10 protein-coding genes are annotated in these 14,228 nt (G+C 44.9%); 1 reads left to right on the top strand and 9 read right to left on the bottom strand.

Annotation, left to right across the window (positions count from 1 at the left end; all coding sequences use genetic code 11):
• The 4 genes from Q0668_RS22085 to Q0668_RS22070 form a co-directional block, all read right to left on the bottom strand.
• Positions 1 to 512 (bottom strand): hypothetical protein (locus Q0668_RS22085; RefSeq protein ID WP_298868641.1); only part of this gene is annotated, 512 nt, incomplete at its 3' end.
• 294 nt (positions 513 to 806) lie between these two features.
• Complete coding sequence (locus tag Q0668_RS22080; RefSeq protein ID WP_298868639.1) at positions 807 to 2,087, bottom strand: dihydroorotase; 1,281 nt, start codon at positions 2,085 to 2,087, stop codon at positions 807 to 809.
• Positions 2,084 to 3,064 (bottom strand): aspartate carbamoyltransferase catalytic subunit, encoded by a 981-nt coding sequence (locus tag Q0668_RS22075; protein WP_298868637.1) that lies wholly within the window; start codon positions 3,062 to 3,064, stop codon positions 2,084 to 2,086. Before Q0668_RS22075 ends, Q0668_RS22080 begins: the two co-directional genes overlap by 4 nt.
• Positions 3,065 to 3,221: 157 nt before the next feature.
• A complete protein-coding gene (locus tag Q0668_RS22070) occupies positions 3,222 to 5,666 on the bottom strand; it encodes a serine/threonine-protein kinase (RefSeq protein WP_298868635.1) in 2,445 nt (814 codons plus the stop codon).
• Between the two features lie 172 nt (positions 5,667 to 5,838).
• Here Q0668_RS22070 and Q0668_RS22065 point away from each other — a divergent pair, with 172 nt between their 5' ends.
• On the top strand, positions 5,839 to 6,648 hold the full coding sequence (locus Q0668_RS22065) for a hypothetical protein (protein ID WP_298868633.1): 810 nt from the start codon (positions 5,839 to 5,841) through the stop codon (positions 6,646 to 6,648).
• Here Q0668_RS22065 and Q0668_RS22060 read toward each other — a convergent pair.
• From Q0668_RS22060 to Q0668_RS22040, 5 genes are all read right to left on the bottom strand, one after another.
• A complete protein-coding gene (locus Q0668_RS22060) occupies positions 6,620 to 7,927 on the bottom strand; it encodes a DUF1080 domain-containing protein (protein ID WP_298868630.1) in 1,308 nt (435 codons plus the stop codon). The genes Q0668_RS22065 and Q0668_RS22060 overlap by 29 nt on opposite strands.
• Positions 7,928 to 7,980: 53 nt before the next feature.
• A protein-coding gene (gene prfB, locus Q0668_RS22055) for a peptide chain release factor 2 (protein ID WP_298868628.1) occupies positions 7,981 to 9,091 on the bottom strand; the annotation gives its coding sequence in 2 pieces (ribosomal slippage) (positions 7,981 to 9,021 and positions 9,023 to 9,091; 1,110 coding nt in all).
• A 55-nt stretch (positions 9,092 to 9,146) separates the two neighbouring features.
• A complete protein-coding gene (locus Q0668_RS22050) occupies positions 9,147 to 10,457 on the bottom strand; it encodes a UDP-glucose/GDP-mannose dehydrogenase family protein (RefSeq protein ID WP_298868626.1) in 1,311 nt (436 codons plus the stop codon).
• 139 nt (positions 10,458 to 10,596) lie between these two features.
• Positions 10,597 to 11,619: a dTDP-glucose 4,6-dehydratase gene (rfbB, locus tag Q0668_RS22045; protein ID WP_298868624.1), complete on the bottom strand. Its 1,023-nt coding sequence runs from the start codon at positions 11,617 to 11,619 to the stop codon at positions 10,597 to 10,599.
• Positions 11,620 to 11,675: 56 nt separating this feature from the next.
• Positions 11,676 to 14,228: DNA gyrase subunit A (locus tag Q0668_RS22040; RefSeq protein WP_298868622.1), on the bottom strand; the 2,553-nt coding region annotated here is incomplete at its 5' end.

The raw sequence follows: 14,228 nt of genomic DNA, 5'->3' as shown, positions 1-14,228 counted from the left end.
CTGGCAAGCTGATCATTTACTTCATCATGGAAGCTGAGTGCCTCATCCGTCATTTTTTCCTTAAGAAGGTAATGGTTGCTGAGGACATAAAGATAAGCAGGGAGGTCTTTAGTTTCATTATCCAGTTCAACAGGAACTTCAGCGCGCCAGGCACCTTCCAGTCCGGGTAGAACAAGGTCAATATAATCTGGTTGTCTGGGGTCGACGGTTTGAGTTGGTTCAGGATCAACCGACTCAGTTTCGTTAGAGTCAGTTGCTGGTGCCGCTGTGGGGGCATTGATCAGTTCGAACTCAACTGGCGCCCGCATTTTAACCGTCGGTGAAGACCAGTTATTTGCTAAAGCCTGATCCCGAATATCAACGTATTCAAAATATTTGGCCGTTTCGTTTAATCTGTGCTCATATGTTTCTGTTCCGCAGCCAGTCAAGATGAGTGCAGTAGACAACATTAATAAGACGGAAGCACCGAATCCTTGAGGGTGATGATAAAAATTCAAAAATCTATTTTGCATTGTTAGTTTCAAGTCCCGTCTTTATTAAAGGCCTGAGATTTCTATTAGCTTATTTATGTGCAAACAGCTATGCGACATTTCTCTCAAGATGGGTTAAGTTGTTAGTTCGATATCAGAAGATCACATCGTTGTCATAATTGGAGAACAGGATCATAAAAGATCAATAAAAGGAAAGATTATGAGAATCAGTGAAAGTATAACAATTGAACAGAATGCTTTTATACCAATCTGTTTATATTGTTGATGATATAGAAAGGAACGTCAACTACGATCATTTTGTGTGCAAAAATAAATTTATGTTTCTGCTCGATACCGGACTTGGCCGGAAACCAGGACAATTTCCGCCCTGCCCTGGAGTTCTTTCCCCAGAAAGGGGCTGTTATGACTGGATGATTTGAGATTGGCTGGTTCCAGCTTGTATGTGATATCCGGGTTGATCAGTGTGATATCAGCGTCAGCTCCCTCAGCCAGGGTTCCTTTGTTGAGCCCCAGGATCTTTGCTGGACCAATTGTCATTTTACTGATGAATTCGGACCAAGATAAATGTTCCGGTCTGATCAGGCTTTGGAAGCAAACAGGAATGAGTGTTTCCAGCCCAATAATTCCGAAGGCAGCACCTAGGATTTCGTCAGTCTTTTTTTCAGTGGCATGCGGTGTATGGTCAGAACAGATTGCATCGATGGTTCCATCTTTCAATCCTTCAATCAGGGCATCAATATGTTCCTGCGAGCGAAGTGGAGGCAGCACTTTATAATGGGGATCATAGGTATCCAGCATCTGGTCGCTGAGCGCCAAATGATGGGGAGTAACGTCTGCGGTAACATGAATGCCGGCTTGCTTGGCTTGTCGAATTTGTGACACACTGTTTTTAGTAGAAATACACATGAGATGAATTCTACCCTGGGTTAACTCCGCCAGTGCGATATCGCGATTAACCATAATTGATTCTGCTGCAGCGGGAATACCTTTCAAGCCTAGCACGGTAGAGTAGTAACCTTCGTGCATTTGCCCTTTTTCTGTCAGTTCAGGGACTTGCGGACGATTCAGAATCGGACGATGAAACATACGCGTATATTCGAGTGCGCATCGCATAATCTCAGCATTTTCAATCGGTTGATCTGCGTCGGTAAAACCGACTGCTTTGCCTGCCACAAGTTGTCCAATTTCGGCAAGCTCTTTACCCTCGTGGTTTTTGGTTACCGCGCCCAATGGAAATACATTGCAATTGGCAGCTCGTTCTGCCTGAAGCAATATAAATTCCGCTGATGAGCGGTCATCGACCACTGGAGAGGTGTTTGGTAAACAACCCAGTGAAGTGATCCCTCCCGCCAGGGCCGCAGCTGTCCCACTTTCGATGGTTTCGTCTTCTTCAAAACCAGGTTCACATAATGAAACGTGCAGATCAATGAACCCGGGGCTGACAATCAGTCCTGTTGCGTCGATGACTTCCTCTGCAGCCGTTGTTTCTTTGCAGAGACCTTTAATGATGCCATCTTCAACCAAAAGGTTTCCCTGCAGATCCAGATCTTGCGAAGGATCGATAATTCGGCCATTTTTTATGAGAATAGATTTCATCCTGGATTTCCCAAGGAAGCAGTGCGCTGAAGATGAAGAAGATAGAGACAGGCCATCCTGATAATCAAACCATTGCTGACTTGGCCTAGAATCACGGAATGAGGTCCATCTGCCACATCAGGTGTGATTTCAACACCACGATTGATAGGGCCTGGTGCCAGAATCAATACATCCTCTTTTGCTTTGTTGATACGTTGTTTATTCATGCCGAACAGATGGGCATATTCGCGGATGGAAGGAAAAAAATGTCCGCGTTGACGCTCAAACTGAATTCTCAGTAGATTCAGACAGTCGGTGCGTGCTATGACCTCGTCAAGGTTATTTGAAACTTCGACTCCGAGTCTGGATATTTCACTCGGTATTAAAGTAGTCGGTCCACATACAATGACATGCGCACCCAGTTTTTTTAGTCCCCAAATATTGGATCGAGCAACTCTGCTATGCAGAATATCGCCGACTAAAGTGATAGTCAGTCCTTCAATTTTTCCGAAGTGTTCCCTGATGGTAAAAATATCAAGCAGGGCCTGGGTGGGGTGCTCGTGTGTGCCATCGCCGGCGTTAAGAATATTTGCATCCAGATGTTGAGCTAAAAGTTGTGGTGCGCCGGGAGTTTTGTGTCTGACAACAACGTAAGAGACCCCCATGGCTTCGATTGTCTTGGCGGTATCAACAAAACTTTCACCTTTGGAGAGGCTGCTGCCTGAGGATGAAAAGTCAACGGTATCGGCACTTAGCCTTTTAGCCGCCAGGCCGAAGCTGATGCGGGTTCGCGTAGAGGGCTCAAAGAATAAATTGGCAACCACAGTTCCAGCCAGGGGGGTCAACTTGGTTTCACCAATCGCAGCTAATCGCTTAAACTCTGCAGCCTGATTGAGGATAATATTGAGTTCGTCTTTGGAAAGGTCTTGTAGTCCTAAGATATGTTTACGCGTCCAGCCGCTTGAGATGTCGGTACGATACTCATGGTCTATATTCATAGTCGTATCAGATTTGAGTGGGTAGACGAATTCAGATCATGGGTAATCAAAGTTTGCGCACCCTGACTGAGTGAAAATTACACTGGGCTGAGAGTGATATTACCAAGCCTTTCAGCTTCCTTCAAGGAGTGCACTCCGAGATATTACCGACAGAGTCTTAGTTTTTAAGAGTTTGCAGTTGCGATAGGAAATCAGGGAAATTTTCGGGCTGAATGCCGGGAGGATGTGCAGATTTTCGAGGAACTTGTGCCTCCTCGATCATGGAGTCAGCAGGGCGAAGACTGAGTGGGGCCGCATACTTGAATTTTCCTGTCGATAAGCCTTCTATCATCATTTTTGAGTTGTCCAGTTCCTCCAATGGCTGGCCTTCTGCTGTTTTCCAGCCAGCGATTTGGATTTCTGAAGAAGCAACCGATCCTTCTCCGATCAAGCTGACAGAAGCGAGCCAGTTTTCTGGTGGTTTCTCTCCCAGAGCCTGGATGAGAGCTGCATGTACCAGATCAAAAACGCAGTCCCGAGTCTCAATCTGAACTATACCAGGTATGATTTTGGGATCATTCCACTGAAACAGAAGCAGTGGACCAGAATTTCTCACGGTGAGGTGTTGCAGATTGAGACGAATCTGCTGATCAATTTCTGGAGGTCGTTCAAAGTAGAATGTTGATCGTGAAGTAATATTCAAGCAGTTGGTCAGCGTTATCATTTGTGGGGCATGGGTTAAATGTATTGCATATTCAGGGACTGCAAATACTGTATTCTTAATCTCCAGCCGGCTTCGATTCTGTTGCTGCGAATCAATGGGTTCCCAGTGAATGGCACTGCGACCGATTCCTTGATTTTCTTGCGGTTGATCATCTACTTGCGGTTGATCATCTAATTGTGGTTGATCATCTAATTGTGGTTGATCATCTAATTGTGCAAGAAAACAATCTTTGAGTGTGACATTTTGCGCTGTCACATTCAGGAGTGAGGAAATCTGGAATGTCTCAGTTGTTTGTGTGCCAGGTTTTGATTTTCCGGAACGGCTAATAAGGACGACATTTTCCAGAGTGAACTGCTCTGCAAGGATACTCAGTGCTTCATCCTGAATCTCGATTATTGCAGGGGAATCTGAACTCCCTTTAATCGTGAGTGGTCCAACATGGGTGATTTTTGTCGCTTCGTAAGGACTTAATGAATCCAGAAGAATAATCCCCTTTTCATTGGGGGGAGGCAGTAATTGTTTATTGGGATTTTCAGATTTTGGTGTCGCTACAGAATCCAAAATCGGTGGCTCTGTCACGGTTTGTTTATTGAATGACACATTCGATGTGATCTTAAGGAATTGGCTGCGCGCTCCCTCATCCAGGAGTGTAAGTGAAAGTCCAGAGAGAACAAAAATTAAAGCTGCGACAAAAGGCAGTCTGCTTGATTTTCTTTGTGTAGAGTCTGAAGATGTACGTGTTGTTTGAATACGAAACGATGCATGAAAGTTTTTTAGTACTTTACGTGGACTTTGCGATTCAGCGGGCCATAGTTTTTGGGCCTCTTGCATATTTAAGGGGCGTTGCTCCGGATTGGAAGAAGTGAATTTCAATAAAGCCTCAGCAACGTTTGCGGGAGTCTCAGGAGCCCAGCTGCGAATATCTGGTATCATTTTTGTCTGATGGCAGGCTAGTTTGGCTAGTGGATCTCCTGTGGTAAAGGGAGGGCGGCCTGCCAGCAGTTCCCAGAGTAAACAGCCTAAGGCATAGAGATCACTTTGAGCATTGGGGTGACGACCCGTTCCAATTAGTTCCGGTGCGATGCCGTCGTAGCAACGTGGAGGTAATGAATCATGAATTGTGAGTTCAGGGGAGAGAATGGATTCCGTGCCCGTATCAACTAATACGGCAGCACCAGTTGAACTGAGTCGTACATTCCAGGGTCGAATATCGCTATGAAGTACATTTCGTTTTTCGAGAGTCGCCAACGCATCCAGTAACTGAGTTCCGATAGCGTTTACGGTGGGTACGGGAAATCGACCTCTACGAATTAGCAATTCAGAAACGGGAATTGAGGGGAGGTAGCTACTAATGATCACAAAATGTTCGGGAAGCTGCTTAATGACTTTAGGGAGTACCAGGGAAGAGTGCTCCAGCCCTTGCAAACGATTCAGCAAGTTATGAAAATTTTGCTCTAATTGGGGGCTGTGTTCATTCTGTGGACGAGTGATTTTTAATGTAAAGAGTTCAGTACTTTCTGGTGTTTTCGCTATATAAGTACTGGATTTATGGCTACGACCTAATTCAGAAACTAGTAAATAGGGTCCGACGGCCAATTGATCTGGATTGCCTGATTCCAGAGTTCTCGCTTGGAAAGTCGTGATTTTCTGTGCCTGGACGAGTGCATCAATCCAGACTGAATCGAATGCAGGGATTCCTCGGGCCAATTTCTTCACTCGACGACGACATCTCCTTACATCGGCGGCCGTGCAGAGCTTTAGCTCTATTAATCGTTGCAATAACTCTTTGGATGGAGGTTCCAGCAATGTGAAGAAATCCTTTTCCGCATCAAATAAGCCTAAGATGCGACTGGATCCTTTAGTTTCTGCCAGAGACAGTTTGTTGGATGAAAGCCGCATTAAAGAACTGCTTTATGGCAAAAAAAGCCAGATTTCGCAAGAGAGATATTTCCGGGACCCCTCATATCTGGATACCAGATCGCTCTTTTCGAATACTAGTAATATGGGGTATAAAACAGGTGGAAATCAATTTTTTGCCTGTCAGATTTGAAATAGATTAGAAATCAACATAATGAATATTCCCAAACAGGATTTTGTACTGATCTTGGGCAATTCTCAAACTACTGAAATGAATGCAGTTTTGGATGCAGTCAGCCAAATCTGTCAGATGGTGCGCATTTCTGATCTTTCCTGTTTGAATGCAATTTCGACAGAGATTGAATGTCCTGGATTGATCGTGATCTGCCAAAACTGGTCGGATGAATTTTCGCGAGACGATTGGAACGATCTGGTAAAGCGTTTTCCGATTAGCCGCTTCGTTTGTTGTTATGGAGTCTGGTGTGAATCAGATGGCAGGACCAGAGATGTTTGGCCTCTCAGTACACGTGTGCCAGCTCGTTGTGCCCGTGTTCGAATTCAACAAGAGTGGGATATCGTAAAGGGGAAAGAGAACGCTTTTCCATTGACCGCAGGACGCGATGAAATCTTTCAATTGCAAGTGACTGCTGAGCCTTGCAAACTTAATATAGACGGCGGTTCTCCAGTGATCGGGATTCATTCTGGCGACCGTTGGTATCAAACGATGTTGGAAGAAATGATTGTTTCCTGGGGAGCCCAGGTTGCAAACAAGTCTCAGCAATGCGAGGCGGATCTGTTGATTCTTGATTTAGATCCGTGGGAATTGGTTGAAAGGGAGCACGCTGCGCAAACAGGTGTTCCTCCCATGATTGGTATGATGGGGTTGTCTCACTTCGAAAATATAGTGGCTTCCAGGTTGTACGGGTTCGAAACGATTGTCTGTAAGCTCGCACCTGAGCTGGAACTTTTTCAGGCAGTCAAACGTAGTCTGGAAATCAAGGTGTTTCCGCAGGTAGCGAACTGATTTTTAAGTCTTTAAAATTCAGATCTGTAGTCGGATCATGACCTTGCAGGCTGATGTGGCCCGCTTTTAATCGGAGTCCCTTGCGAGGGTTTTCGTCAGGTTTTCTAGTATCTTCCCAGTCTGTTACCTGATACCCATTGATCCAGACCGCGAAATGTGAGCCGTAAGCAGAAAGTGTGGTGGTAAACCATTCATTGTCATTTGAGACAACACGTCTGGCTTCTGTTCGTCTAAAGATCGCGCCAGTTCCAGCGTTTTCCGGTTTGGTGCGATCATTGTTTTTAATGCCATTATGTATCTGAGCTTCGTAACCATTCGCCATGCCTTTTTCGGAGCCTTTAATTGCCCGGAAAAAGTAGCCACTGTTTAACGAAATACCATTAGATTTTGCAGTTGCCTGGAAAAGAAAATTGTCCCATGTATCTTCAGTTTCAAGGTAGCCCTGCTTTTCTGCCGTTACGTGTATTGTCTTATCGACGACTTCAAATGTACTCTTTGATCCGGGAACAACCTGCCAACCTGCCAAATCAACGCCGTTAAATATGGTCGACATTCGAAGTGGTTTTAGATAGACATTGCGAAATTCAATCGGGCCTTCGTTTTTCTGGAGTCCTATAAAACCAACCATTCGTTGATACTTCGATGTATCTTTGAAATTCAGAACTTCTTTCCCATTAAGTGAAGCCTTGATCTGTGAACCTTCCAGGCGCACTACGAATGATTGCCATTCCATGCTGGCTGGGACAGGCTTTTGTATTTTACTGCGGCCAACTAAACTCCCGGTCGGATATTCTGTCATCTGATCGCAAAGATTGAGCTCATAACAGTCCTTAACAGGGTCTTTCGGATTGAAGACCGTTCGAAGGAAAACGCCGCTGTTGGTTGAGGGGGTCAATCGGAACTCAAATTTCAATTCATAGTCAGCGAAGGGGGATGTGGTCTGAAGTAATCCTGGTTTTCCTGTGTCGGCTTTGATCACGCCTTGTTCAACACGCCAGTTCACGTCATTAGTGGCTTTCCATCCATACAGGCTATGACCATCAAATAAGGCTATCCAACCTGCTTCGATTTCTTTCGCAGTCAAACCGGTATCAGGGATGACATCACCTGCTGGCTCACTAGATCCTTCTGGTTTTTTGTCCTGTAAACCAACCTGTTTCGCTTGCGGTTCCGCATTTGATTTCGCTGGGGGAGAAGGATGCTCTATTTTTTGGCAACTTGTTAGCTGAAATGTAAACAAGGTAATTAAAACGACGAAACGGACTGATCGCTGTGGCATTATTTTCTCCCCGATCTGTAAATATCGAACAAGATTTCTTGCTGAATGAATACTTAGTCGCCTGACATTCCCCAGCGGAGAAATGATTCTAGAAAACCATCCAGATCTCCATCCAGAATTGGACCGGGATTGCCAGCTTTATATCCTGTTCTGGCATCCTTGACATATTGTTCAGGATGTAAAACGTAATTCCGTACGGTTTGGCCTCCAAAGCCGATTTTAGATTTGCCTCCCCGCTTTGCAGCAAGTTCAGCGTCCCGCTTTTCTTGTGCGATTTGGAACAGTTTCGACTTCAACATTTTACGGGCTTCAGCCCGGTTTTTATGTTGGCTACGATTGTTTTGGCATTGAACAACGACATTAGATGCCAGGTGAGTTAATCTGATGGCAGAATCGGTTTTGTTAATATGCTGCCCCCCTGCTCCACTAGCGCGGTAAGTGTCTTCACGGATATCCTGGTCCCAATTGATTTCGATTTCCGCAATTTCGCCCATATCTGGAGAGACATCAATGGCCGCGAAAGAAGTATGGCGGCGTCCTGCAGAATCGAATGGGCTGATTCTGATAAGTCGATGATTCCCCGTTTCCCCCTTCAGATAACCATATGCGTAATCACCTTCGATACGAATGGTGGCACTTCTGATGCCAGCTTCTTCTGCATCGGATCGGTCAAGCAGTTCTACTTTGAATCCGCGGCGTTCACACCAACGTAAATACATGCGCAACAGCATTTCTGCCCAATCTGATGAATCTGTCCCCCCTTCTCCAGCCTGGATGCTGAGATAGGCAGCCGAGCCATCTTCTGGCGCAGACATCATCGACTGAAGTTCAAGGTGAGCCAGGGTTATTTCCAGTCTGTCTGCAGTTGCGACAAGCTCTGGAATGCTGTCTTCACTTCCGTCTTCTTCAATGAATTCCATCAAAACTTCAAGGTCTTCTGCACCAGACACTAGTTCCGTTAACGGTTTCACGATTAGTTGCAGCTGCTGCAAACTGTTGACTAGTTCCTGTGCTTTTTCCTGGTTATCCCAGAAGCCAGAAGCACCCATCAGTTCATTGATTTCGACGGTCTTATTTTTCTTGCCAGCATAGTCAAAGAGAGTCTCGTAATTTGACGATGCGATCAATGATTCCCTGGCATTTATCTTTGAGTTCGTGGTCCATGTTTTATGTCCAATTTATTTACGATGGCATGATAATAGAAAGTGATGATTGTTTTTTACTTTGATGCGCTGATGCCAATGCCAAAGTACTGAATTCCTTTTTCTTTCATTTTTTCAGGATCGTATAAATTACGTCCATCAAAGATAACCGGGTTTGACAATTTGTTGAGAATATAATCGAAGTCCGCGTGCCGAAACTCATTCCATTCCGTTACGATGGCCAAGGCATCAGCACCTTCCAGGGCCTCATGGTGATGAGAAAAATAGGAAAGTTGATCACCATATTCGGCTTTCACATTTTCCATCGCTACAGGATCATGTACTTGCAGATTTGCACCTGCTTTTAACAATTGATCGATCAGGACCAGTGCGGGAGCTTCTCTGATATCATCCGTTTTAGGTTTGAAAGCGAGTCCCCAGATGGCAATGGTTTTCCCTTTCAGGTCTTCGTGGAAGTAACGGCTGATCTTTTCAAATAAGACTTTTTTTTGGTTGATATTTACCTGATCAACGGCATTCAAGATCGTTGGTTGCATTTTTTGATTGTTAGCAACTGAGATAAGTGCAGAAACATCCTTGGGGAAGCAGGATCCACCATAGCCTACACCTGGAAATAGAAAAGAAAATCCAATTCTTTGATCATGCCCTATTCCCCGTCGCACTTGGTTGATATCGGCTCCCACGCGCTCACAGAGATTTGCCATTTCATTAATGAAGCTGATTTTTGTAGCTAGCATACAGTTAGCAACATATTTTGTCATTTCGGCGCTTTCAAGTTCCATGGAAAGAAATGGGTGTTCTGTGCGCAGAAACGGTTGATAAAGTTCATGTAGTGTTTCTGCGATTTCGGGCCGAGAAACGCCTACTACAACTCGGTCTGGTTTGGAGAAATCGTCAATGGCGGTTCCTTCTTTCAGGAACTCAGGATTGGAAGCGACATCGACAACTCTTCCCGTCAAAGCTTGAAGCTGCTCTGCTAATTTTCGATTTGTGCCGACCGGAACAGTACTCTTAATAATGACGATCGCGTCTTTTGACAAATGAGGGGCTAGAGATTCTGCCACTTTCCAGAGACTCTCCAGATTTGCAGCACCATCTTCACCTTGCGGAGTGCCTACTGCGATGAATATGCATTTGGCGTGGGGGACTGAATCTTCATAACTGGTTGTGAAACACAAACGCTGCGCATTTGTGTTTCGTTTGACCATTTCTTCCAGACCGGGTTCATAAATCGGGATTTCACCAGACTTGAGTTTTTGAACTTTGTGTTCATCGATGTCGATGCAAGTGACATGATTTCCACTTTCGGCAAAGCAAGTGCCTGTAACCAGACCGACGTATCCTGTCCCAATAACTACTATTTTCATAATGTTCTCAAAAAAATGATTCATTCATATATTTGTGTAAAAATCGTTGTCGTCCATTATGAAAAACGGTTTCCCGTCTGCTGGACCCTCAGGAAGATCTCATTTGAAAAATAGAGCCTGTGACAAAATTGGAATACGACTATGTATTTAAACGATTCCCATACTGTTGATCATAGTACTGAAGATATTTTCCGGATCGAATTCGATTCACCCAGTCCAGATTCTCCTGATACCATTTCAGGGTCGCATCTAATCCAGGTTGAAATTCGGTTTCAGGTTTCCAGCCTAGTTCTGATTCTGCTTTACTACAGTCAATGGCATATCGCATGTCATGCCCTGGACGGTCTGTGACATACTTAATTAAACTTTCTGGTTTATTCAGTAATTTGAGTAGTACCCGTGTGATTTCAATATTCTGCATCTCTGCATTACCACCGAAGTTATAAACCTGGCCCACTTCTCCTTTTCTCAAAGCAGCATCAATACCACGACAATGATCATTTACGTGAATCCAGTCACGAACATTGGTGCCTGCTCCGTAAATTGGTAAGTCTTTATCTTCCATCGCATTCGAAATGAACAGAGGAATCAGTTTTTCAGGGAACTGATAAGGGCCGTAATTATTAGAGCATCGGGTAATGATCGCGGGTAAATCAAAGGTTTTAAAATAGCTGCGAACGAGTAAGTCTGCAGCAGCCTTAGAGGCAGAATAGGGACTGTTAGGAGCGATCGGAGTTTCTTCTGTAAATAAACCCTCCAATCCCAGGCTACCATAAACTTCATCGGTTGAAACTTGTACAAAACGCTGGATGTTTTGCTTGCGGAAGGCGTCAAGCAAAATTTGAGTTCCTACAATATTTGTCTGGATAAATGGGCCTGAGTCAAGAATGCTACGGTCGACATGCGATTCAGCAGCGAAGTTAATCACAGCGTCAAAGTCTGTCGATTCCAGTAGTGAATTTACAAAATTACTGTCAGCGATATCTCCTTTAACAAACTTGTACCCGGAATGTGACTCAATTTCCTTTAAATTTTCCAGGTTGCCGGCATAAGTTAATTTGTCGAGATTTGTAATTGAAATATCGGAGTATTCAGAGAGCTGATAGCGGATAAAGTTTGATCCAATAAATCCACACCCGCCTGTCACTAAAATGTGCCTCATTTAATTCTCCATAATTAATAGTTCTCAAGAAATTGTGATACTCGTGTTGGAAAATATTATTCCGAGTCTGATCCTGAATCAGTACCATTGTTTTCTTCTGTGGCAGGGATATCTGTGGTTGTTTCCTGATTGATCGCAATGTCATTTTCGGAATCATCAAAGATTTCTGCTGGAATTCTGGCTAATGAAACGAGCTTATCGTTCTCGGCTAGTTTGATGACGCGTACTCCTTGAGTATTTCGCCCAACCTGACTGATCTCACGACCACGGACCCGCTGGATGATACCATTTTTTGTGACCATGAGTACTTCATCATCTTCGGCAACGGGAATAATATCTACGGCTTGACCGTTTCGGGCGGAAGTACGAATGTCGCGGACCCCTTTTCCACCCCGTTTTTGACGGCGGTAATGCATTCCACTTCGCGTTTCCTGTTCATCTTCAGGACTTTCGTCTAAATCAGACTCGCTTGAGGAAGGTTCTTCGTCCGTCTCTGGAGAATCATCATCCATAGATTCGGGAGAGTCATCTTCGGAATCTGGACTGCTGGGAATAAAGCCAAACGGAGTCCGTTTGCCAAACCCATTTTCGCAAACAGTTAACAGGCAAGTGTCAGGGTCTGCAATCACCATTCCAATCACGTGCCCCGTTTTTGAGAGCTTGATTCCTTTTACGCCTCGTGTGTTGCGGCCCATGCTGCGCGCATCAGACTGTGCAAAACGAATGGACATCCCGTCTGAAGTCGCAAGTAATAAGTCTTCACCGGGGGAAACGATTAATGCTTCGACGAGTTCATCATCTTCATCCAGTTTGATGGCGATGATGCCTCCTTTCTGGACACGACTATAAGCAGAAAGTGGTGATTTCTTGATGATTCCATTTCGCGTTACCATTACAAGAAACCGCTCTTCATCAAATTCTCGTACTGCGACGCAGTTAGAGACGGTTTCATCTTCCTTAAGCGTCAGCAGGTTCACCAGAGCTCTTCCCTTGGCAGTCCGGCCTTGAAGGGGCAGGTCATAGACCTTTTGCCAATAGACACGTCCGCGGTTTGTGATAAATAAAAGGTAAGAATGAGTGCTGGAAACAAAAAGGTGCTGAATCGGGTCTTCTTCGTCAGTCTTGACGCCTTTGATTCCTTTTCCACCTCGATTTTGTGCCTGGTATGTGTTTAATTGAGTTCGCTTGATATATCCCTTTTGTGATAGTGTTACGACCATGGGTTCTTCTGTAATTAAATCATCACGATTCACATCAGTCAGCTCGTCATCGGAAATATCAGTTCGACGTTTATCTGAGTACTTCTCTTTCAGATGCAGCATATCATCACGAATCAGAGCTCGGATATGATCTTCATCGGATAGAAGATGTAGATATTCTCCGATAGATTTGAGCAACTCTTTATGTTCGTCACTCAGTTTTTCTCGTTCCAGATTCGCCAATGATCCTAATTGCATGGATACGATGGCTTCCGCCTGATTGGCAGATAAAGAATAAAATTCGTGAACACCCTGTTCGTTCTGGTATTCCTTGAAACCCTCTTCACCTAATGCCCGTTCTATGAGTTTGCCATCAACCTGCATACCTTGCAGACCGACTTTTGCTTCCGCTCGACTGGGTGAATTGCGGATGGTTTTGATGACCTCGTCGATATCAATCTGAGCGATCATCAAGCCTTCAACAGTATGTTTTCTCTTGCGGGCTTCTGCCAGTAGAAACTCGGTCCGTCGACGAATGACATCAATGCGATGCAGGAGGAATTGTTGAATCAATTCCTTAACGGAAAGTGTTTCTGGACGGTTGCCAACCAATGCCAACAGAATAAGACTGAAAGTACTCTGAAGGGGAGAAAACTTAAATAGTTGAGCCAAAACGACTTCTTTATCAGCATCCCTTTTTAAGATGATCTGAAGATGTACTTTCCAGGGGGGGACGTTTCTATCAGTCAGGTCAACAATTCGCGAGATTCCCTTGACTCGGTCGTCTCGGACTAATGTTTCCAGCTTTTCCCTGATCCTGTCACGCGTTTCCATGTAAGGGATTTCTGTGACCACGATCACATCGGACTGTTTTTCAGTTTCGAAGTGTGTGCGGGCGCGTAGTGTAATCGTTGAGCGACCGGTAGCGTAACCTTTACGAATTCCATAACGACCACAAATAATGCCTCCCGTCGGGAAGTCCGGACCAGGCATCACCTGCAATATTTCATCAATGGTAGCGTCGGGATTATCAATCAATAGAGTGACTGCCTCACAGACTTCTCCCATGTTTTGTGGGGGAATACTGGTTGCCATCCCGACGGCGATACCGCTTGATCCGTTAACCAGGAGGTTAGGGAATTTTGCGGGGAGAACTACAGGCTCATTATTTCTTTGGTCATAGGTAGGAACAAAATCAACGGTATTTCGGTTGATGTCATCCAGCATTTCAGCTGCAACCGCGGATAGTCTTGCTTCAGTGTAACGCATGGCGGCAGGAGGTAAGCCTGCAAGCGACCCAAAATTCCCCTGTTTATCAATCAGGACGTTTCGCATGACCCAGTCTTGTCCCAGTCGCACAAGAGTTGGATAAATAGAGCCATCACCGTGTGGGTGGTAGTTACCGCTGGT

Origin of the sequence: uncultured Gimesia sp. (assembly GCF_937910335.1) — a bacterium.
In the GTDB taxonomy this organism is placed as follows: Bacteria; Planctomycetota; Planctomycetia; order Planctomycetales; family Planctomycetaceae; genus Gimesia.
This window is presented reverse-complemented; position numbering and strand designations above follow the sequence as displayed.

Coding starts and splice junctions, on each gene's coding strand:
- Q0668_RS22080 (WP_298868639.1), bottom strand. CDS start 2,087: ATGAAATCTATTCTCATAAAAAATGGCCGAATTATCGATCCTTCGCAA.
- Q0668_RS22075 (WP_298868637.1), bottom strand. CDS start 3,064: ATGAATATAGACCATGAGTATCGTACCGACATCTCAAGCGGCTGGACG.
- Q0668_RS22070 (WP_298868635.1), bottom strand. CDS start 5,666: ATGCGGCTTTCATCCAACAAACTGTCTCTGGCAGAAACTAAAGGATCC.
- Q0668_RS22065 (WP_298868633.1), top strand. CDS start 5,839: ATGAATATTCCCAAACAGGATTTTGTACTGATCTTGGGCAATTCTCAA.
- Q0668_RS22060 (WP_298868630.1), bottom strand. CDS start 7,927: ATGCCACAGCGATCAGTCCGTTTCGTCGTTTTAATTACCTTGTTTACA.
- Q0668_RS22050 (WP_298868626.1), bottom strand. CDS start 10,457: ATGAAAATAGTAGTTATTGGGACAGGATACGTCGGTCTGGTTACAGGC.
- rfbB (WP_298868624.1), bottom strand. CDS start 11,619: ATGAGGCACATTTTAGTGACAGGCGGGTGTGGATTTATTGGATCAAAC.